General features: G+C 40.3%; 6 protein-coding genes and 1 rRNA gene. 5 read left to right on the forward strand and 2 right to left on the reverse strand.

The window, feature by feature from the left end; genetic code table 11:
- Positions 1–272 precede the first annotated feature (272 nt).
- Positions 273–1,235, forward strand: a complete 963-nt coding sequence (locus H6F45_RS22820) for a protochlorophyllide reductase (protein ID WP_137667495.1) — start codon at positions 273–275, stop codon at positions 1,233–1,235.
- A 196-nt stretch (positions 1,236–1,431) separates the two neighbouring features.
- Positions 1,432–2,781: a pentapeptide repeat-containing protein gene (locus H6F45_RS22825; RefSeq protein WP_096571155.1), complete on the forward strand. Its 1,350-nt coding sequence runs from the start codon at positions 1,432–1,434 to the stop codon at positions 2,779–2,781.
- 138 nt (positions 2,782–2,919) lie between these two features.
- Here H6F45_RS22825 and H6F45_RS22830 read toward each other — a convergent pair whose 3' ends face one another.
- Positions 2,920–3,315 carry a carboxymuconolactone decarboxylase family protein gene (locus H6F45_RS22830; protein ID WP_190348465.1) on the reverse strand — a complete coding sequence of 132 codons (396 nt, stop codon included), beginning with the start codon at positions 3,313–3,315 and terminating at the stop codon, positions 2,920–2,922.
- Positions 3,316–3,440: 125 nt separating this feature from the next.
- On the opposite strand from H6F45_RS22830, the gene H6F45_RS22835 reads away from it, so the two are divergent.
- Positions 3,441–4,388: a zinc-binding dehydrogenase gene (locus H6F45_RS22835; protein WP_190348463.1), complete on the forward strand. Its 948-nt coding sequence runs from the start codon at positions 3,441–3,443 to the stop codon at positions 4,386–4,388.
- An 87-nt stretch (positions 4,389–4,475) separates the two neighbouring features.
- Here the strand turns inward: H6F45_RS22835 and nadC are convergent, their stop codons facing one another.
- Positions 4,476–5,342 (reverse strand): carboxylating nicotinate-nucleotide diphosphorylase, encoded by an 867-nt coding sequence (gene nadC, locus H6F45_RS22840; RefSeq protein ID WP_190348464.1) that lies wholly within the window; start codon positions 5,340–5,342, stop codon positions 4,476–4,478.
- Between the two features lie 476 nt (positions 5,343–5,818).
- On the opposite strand from nadC, the gene H6F45_RS22845 reads away from it, so the two are divergent.
- Together H6F45_RS22845 and H6F45_RS22850 are read left to right on the forward strand one after the other, a co-directional pair.
- Positions 5,819–6,082 carry a hypothetical protein gene (locus H6F45_RS22845; RefSeq protein ID WP_242052703.1) on the forward strand — a complete coding sequence of 88 codons (264 nt, stop codon included), beginning with the start codon at positions 5,819–5,821 and terminating at the stop codon, positions 6,080–6,082.
- A 307-nt stretch (positions 6,083–6,389) separates the two neighbouring features.
- Positions 6,390–6,494, forward strand: a 16S ribosomal RNA gene (locus H6F45_RS22850); the annotation flags it as partial.

Genomic DNA, 6,494 nt, shown 5'->3' on the forward strand with positions numbered 1-6,494 from the left:
GACTGTATATTCAACTCGATCATGTTGGCAAAACTACCAAATATGCGGATTTATTGAATAATTACAAATAAATCTGCCAAATATGCAATCACCCACGATTTGTCGATATATAAATTAAATTGAATTAATCTCATGCAACTTAGCAAAAATTGTTATCCTTTTTTTTGTCAGCATTTCCCTGTTTTAATCCGTTAGCTACAAGGCTGATCATGGATGAACATGGTGTGAGATCATAATAACAACTGAACTACAATCATCAGATTCTCAAGACGATGGAACAACAGCATAAATCAACGGTTATAATCACAGGTGCTTCCTCTGGTGTGGGTTTGTATGCAGCTAAGGCTTTAGCTAAGAGAAGTTGGCACGTTATTATGGCTTGTCGCAACCTGGAAAAAACCGAAGCAGCAGCCCAAACAGTGGGGATTCCCAAAGACAGCTACACCATTATACACATAGATTTAGGCTCTTTAGATAGTGTAAGAAAATTTGTTCAGGATTTTAGAGCTACGGGCAGATCATTAGATGCTTTGGTGTGCAACGCTGCCATCTATATGCCTTTGATTAAAGAGCCTTTATTTAGCCCTGATGGATATGAGTTAAGTGTGGCTACTAACCATCTTGGCCATTTCCTTCTGTGTAACTTGATGTTGGAGGATCTAAAGAAAGCTTCCACTTCTGAACCCAGACTGGTGATTTTAGGAACAGTTACACACAACCCCAACGAGTTAGGCGGTAAAATTCCCCCACGTCCCGATTTAGGAGATTTAAAAGGTTTTGAAGCTGGTTTTAAAGCTCCCCATACTATGATTGACGGTAAGAAATTTGAACCGGTTAAAGCTTACAAAGATAGTAAAGTTTGTAACGTTTTGACCATGAGAGAATTACACAGACGCTATCATGAGTCAACGGGTATTACTTTTAGTTCCCTATATCCCGGTTGCGTGGCTACAACCGCCCTATTCCGCAACCATTATCCCCTATTCCAGAAACTCTTCCCTGTGTTCCAAAAATATATTACTGGGGGGTTTGTTTCCGAAGAATTAGCTGGTGAAAGAGTAGCCGATGTAGTAGCAGATCCAGCTTACAATCAATCTGGAATTTATTGGAGTTGGGGAAATAGACAGAAAAAAGATGGTAAGTCCTTTGTGCAGAAAGTTTCCAATGAAGCCAGCGATGATGCTAAAGCTGAAAAAATGTGGGACTTCAGCGCCAAGTTGGTAGGACTAGCTTAACAAATTCTTGTTTCCGTTTCCATAAAAAATAAATTTTCAAAGCAAAAGTCAGGAGTTAAAAGTTAGCGAAAGTGATACTTACTCCTGACTTGTTGATAAAGTAGGTTATAAGGGAGAGGTGACAGGTGACAGTAATTAATTTACCAATCTAAAATCTAAAATCTAAAATCTAAAATCTAAAATCTAAAATCTAAAAATGACTCTTGAATCTAATTCTTATCATCCACCACAGTCAGAACCTATTCCAGAACACAATTTAGAACGCGATGATTTTGATATTGCTAGTGAAAATGAACTCACGGCAGAAGGTTTAGCTGCACAACAAGCTTTAGCAGCTATTTCTTCTTTACAATCTCCCCAAAATACCAATGCCCTCAAAAGGGCAATATCTGGTTTTAGAGAACGTTATCACAGTCAGGTTGTTGTTAAACCTAGAGCTTTGATTTTTACTTTATTAGCGATCGCCCTAACTTTTATTGGTATTGCTATTAATAACTCATTCCTGGGTATTTTGGGAACTTTCGCAACTTTGGTTTTATCCATAGCTATGTTATTTCCTTGGTTGCAAGATGTCATCAAAGAATGGTTTTCTCCAGAAGATAGAACATTATTATTAGCCTTTATTGGTTTATTGGTAGGTATTATTGGCTTCTTGAAATTTAGCGGCTTAGGTTATCATCTCTTACGTTGGGGCAAAAAAATTAACTGGGAAGCTTCAGGAACTTTAGCCGAATGGTTTGGTGCTTTAGGACAAATTCTTATAGCTATTATTGCCGTTTATGTAGCTTGGCGACAATATGTAATTTCCAAAGATTTAACTATTCAACAAAACCTGCTTACAGTTCAACAAAATATTATTACTCAACAACAAACTATAGATTCTTATTTTCAAGGCATTTCCGATTTAGTATTAGATGAAGAAGGATTATTAGAAGACTGGCCACAAGAAAGAGCTATAGCAGAAGGACGCACAGCCGCAATTTTTAGTAGTGTAGATGGCAATGGAAAAGCCAAAATTCTTCGCTTTCTTTCCCGTTCCAAACTGTTAACACCATTAAAACGCGATCGCCGTTTAGGTAGAGCCATTCTCGATGGTAGCGGTGGCTACGCCGAAGACAGAATAGAAGGTGTACGGGTAATAGATTTAGGCGTAATGTTAGCCGGTGCAGACCTTTCTTACACTGATTTACGGTGGACTGATTTGAGTGAAGCAAATCTAGTGCGTGCTAACCTCAGTGGTTGTGATTTAGTCAAAGCCAACCTTGCCCGCACGATTTTATATGAAGCTAATTTGAGTAATGCCGATTTAAACAGTGTCAGGTTATTTTATGGTTCATTAGAAAAAGCCTCACCCCGCAGTCGCACCCACCCACCCGACTATGAAACCGGAGAATACACCGGTGCAGTAGTAGAAAATGCCGATTTTAGCAATGTACAAAGAATGTCAGAACCCGTGCGTCGTTACTGCTGTGCTTGGTGCGGCGAAAAAAGCAGAAAAACCATTCCCGGTGGTTGTGAAGGTATTTCCAACAAGTTGGGAAAATAATTGATAATTGACAATTGATAATTGTTTCGTTCAAGGTTTAAAATATCCCCTTTAAAGGAGAAAAAAGAAAAAAATTCCGCTTTTTCAATCTTCGCGCTCCAAGGGATAGGTAATTATTAATTGTCCATGATTGAAGTTTTACTGCTGTTTAAAGATTTCATCCACAGGAATTTTATAACCATTTGCAAACCTATTAGTCATATTTGCAGCACCAACAATAGCTATCAATTCCCCAAACATTGTATCAGTCATACCCTTATTTTTTGCGGCTGCGGTGTGTGAGGCAATGCAATATTCACAGTTATTAGTCACACTCACAGCAATGTAAATTAATTCTCTCATCAGTGGATCAATTTCCCCAGAACCCGCCATAATTTCCTTGAGACTTTCCCAAGTACGGCGTAAAGTTGGAGGATGATTAGCTAAAGCTTTCCAGAAATTGTTGATATATTCAGTTTGTCTGGTAGCGCGGATATCGTCGTAAACTGCGCGTACTTCTGGGTTAGCGTCTTCGTATTCGATTAAGTTAGTCATCATAATTTTTGTGATCAGTTTTGTCAATATTCAGACAATAAAGATAATAAATTGATGCTGATAAAGTAATTGTAATATAAACCAAAGAAAAACAAGTTTTTAACCCAAACCAGGATATCAAAAACATGAACAACAAAATTCGCGCTGTCGTTGTTGATCCTAACGTACCAGGACGTTTAGCATTAAAGGAAGTTGCAGCACCCACACCCGCAACAAACGAAGCCATAATTAAAGTTGCCTCAATTTCACTCAATCGCGGCGAACTCAGACGCGCTTCTACTGCTCAAGCAGGTTGGCGGCCTGGTTGGGATCTCGCCGGTACTGTAGAAACACCCGCCGCAGACGGTTCAGGACCACCACAAGGAGCGCGGGTTGTCGGTTTTCTCCCCTCCGGTGCTTGGGGTGAAATGGTTGCAGTACCTACCCACTCTCTCGCAGAACTACCCCGCTTTGTATCATTTGCTCAAGCTGCCACATTACCCATAGCAGGTTTAACAGCCTATCATATCATGAAAAAAGGCGGTTTTCTCCTCAATCAACCTGTGTTAATTACGGGGGCTTCTGGTGGTGTCGGTAACTTTGCTATTCAATTAGCACGGTTAAGCGGTGCAAAGGTTACAGCCCATCTACGTACTTCTAAGTATGAACCTATCGTCAAAGAAGCAGGAGCGCATCATATTGTCATTGGTGAAGATATATCCCCTGCTCAACAATATGGACCATATCATTTAATAATAGATTCTGTAGGCGGTGATGTTCTCGGTAAAGCGTTAGGTTTCTTAGGTACAAATGGTCAAGCAGTAGTATTTGGAACTACTGCCGGAAGAGAAGTAACTTTTAATGCTGGCAATCTTTATGCCCTTGGTGGTGCGAGTATTTACGGTTTAATAGTCTTCCATGAACTCAAACAAGAATCCGCATCTGTGGGGTTAAAATGGTTAGTGGAATTAGTAGAATCAGGACAATTACGCCCTCATATTGACATAGAAGCCCCTTGGACAGAAATTGCTGATGTAGCTCAAAAACTGGTAGATAGACGTTTTCCAGGCAAATCTGTTTTACACATTTCCTAACTGATAAAAATACTTAACTCGTTAACTCGTTCCCAGTCTCCGACTGGGAATGCCATCACAGAGGCTTTGCCTCTGCTGCTACATTGCTTAAATCATTTTCATACTTAAATCCAACCACCTTGATTGAGTAATTGGCGCACTACTAGAAATATAATCAACACCAGTTTGTGCTACTGCACGAATAGTTTCTAAACTTACATTTCCCGATGCTTCAATTTTCACTCGGCTATCCTGTTCACGAATTAACTGCACAGCCTCAGTCATCATTGTTAAAGGCATATTATCCAACATAATAATATCGGCTTTATACTTTAATGCTTCTTGCACCTGTTCTAAACTTTCTGTTTCCACTTCAATAGTGAGAGGATAAGGCATTTGGGAACGAATACGGGTAATAGCTTCTCTAATACCCCCAACTGCCGCAATATGATTATCCTTAATCATCACTGCATCATCTAACCCCATGCGGTGATTAATCGCACCCCCAACAGCAGATGCGTACTTTTCCAAGATTCTCAAACCTGGTGTAGTTTTGCGCGTATCCACAAACATTGCAGGTAAATCTGCTATTTTCTCCACATATATATTAGTTAACGTTGCAATTCCACTTAACCGCATCGCCAAATTTAGCGCCACCCGTTCGCCCATCAACAACGCATCTAATGAACCCTGAATTTCCGCTACCACGTCTCCTGCTTCACACTTTGCACCCTCAGAGTTTACAGCTACAAACCTGACTTGATGATTTAATAACTGAAACACCCTAGCTGCTATCGGTAAACCTGCGATTATTCCTGGTGCTTTTGCTACCCACTTCCCTTGTCTGATAGTTGAATTTTGGGATAAAAGGGATTGAGTAGTGCGATCGCCCCTACCAATATCCTCCATTAACCAACTTTGCAACAATTGATCCAGTACCAAAAACGGTGGTAGTACAGCCACAGAACTCTTCATCTGAATTCTCACCTTTGGAATTTAGTCAAGTATATATGTAATCAACCCTATCAACAATTGTTTCATGTCCTGCGATCGCCCACAGACATTCCCGACTCAGAAATAAACAAACTCAGCAATATCTTTCACCCTGTCAAACCTACTCATGATTCCCCATCTACTGACCAAACAATCAGCAGCCATAATCAAGATTACATCTGGACTAGCTTTAGTACCAAAGCAAAGTGCGCCCATCTACTGTAGGGTTTGCTGAATAAACCTAAAACCTTGATGTATCAAAGGTTAGAGGCTGATAAACAGGAAAAAAGTGCAAGGGTTTTGAAGGGTATACCGGAAAAAGTGTGCATTTTTTGGGATTTCAAGAGATGGCAAAGAAATTTTCAAATCTCCTCCTGACTCCTGACTCCTGACTCCTGACTCCTATGCCCTCACGGAAAGACTTTCTCAGCAACCCCTACTGTAGTAGTAAAGCAGGTTTGCATATTGCCTCAAAAGCCCTACGCTGGCAGCTAGAACGTACTCCCATCAAAGTTTTTGAGATTATTGCCCGTTTAGTAGACACACCCATGACCCAAGGACGGGGTAAAGGCAAGATACAGCTAGATACTTTAGTAGAGGAATTTTGGCGTAACTCCAGCCGTGATCATTACGAAATGCTGATTGGTAAATCTAAACTGCTTTATCTACTGCAACAGTTTTTGCCCCAAGTCGCTGAAAAAATCATGCGCCCAGGGTTATAAATCCATCTGGATTCATTCCGAGCCAATAATTTTATTAACTCAAACCCTTACACCACAAGGATTTGAACTGATTAGAAAAAAAATCCAAAAAAACTTGGAAAAAGTAGTTGACATTCCAAGATAGGTTCGCTATATTGAATAAGTGCCTGAGAGAGAGCCGCGAGAGAGCGGGACTCGGAGGGACACCGAACCTTGAAAATATTATAGTTTGAAAGACAGTATACAACAAGTCCTGCGTCAAGTAAAGAAAATGATACCGGACTGAGGTAGTAAAAGAACAGTCAAAAAAGAGCTAAACAAACTTAACAAAACGGAGAGTTTGATCCTGGCTCAGGATGAACGCTGGCGGTATGCTTAACACATGCAAGTCGAACGGGATCTTAGGATCTAGTGGCGGACGGGTGAGTAACGC

Origin of the sequence: Sphaerospermopsis sp. FACHB-1194, from assembly GCF_014696235.1 — a bacterium.
GTDB classification, from domain to species: domain Bacteria; phylum Cyanobacteriota; class Cyanobacteriia; order Cyanobacteriales; family Nostocaceae; genus Sphaerospermopsis; species Sphaerospermopsis kisseleviana.

Coding starts and splice junctions, on each gene's coding strand:
- H6F45_RS22820 (WP_137667495.1), top strand. CDS start 273: ATGGAACAACAGCATAAATCAACGGTTATAATCACAGGTGCTTCCTCT.
- H6F45_RS22825 (WP_096571155.1), top strand. CDS start 1,432: ATGACTCTTGAATCTAATTCTTATCATCCACCACAGTCAGAACCTATT.
- H6F45_RS22830 (WP_190348465.1), bottom strand. CDS start 3,315: ATGACTAACTTAATCGAATACGAAGACGCTAACCCAGAAGTACGCGCA.
- H6F45_RS22835 (WP_190348463.1), top strand. CDS start 3,441: ATGAACAACAAAATTCGCGCTGTCGTTGTTGATCCTAACGTACCAGGA.
- nadC (WP_190348464.1), bottom strand. CDS start 5,342: ATGAAGAGTTCTGTGGCTGTACTACCACCGTTTTTGGTACTGGATCAA.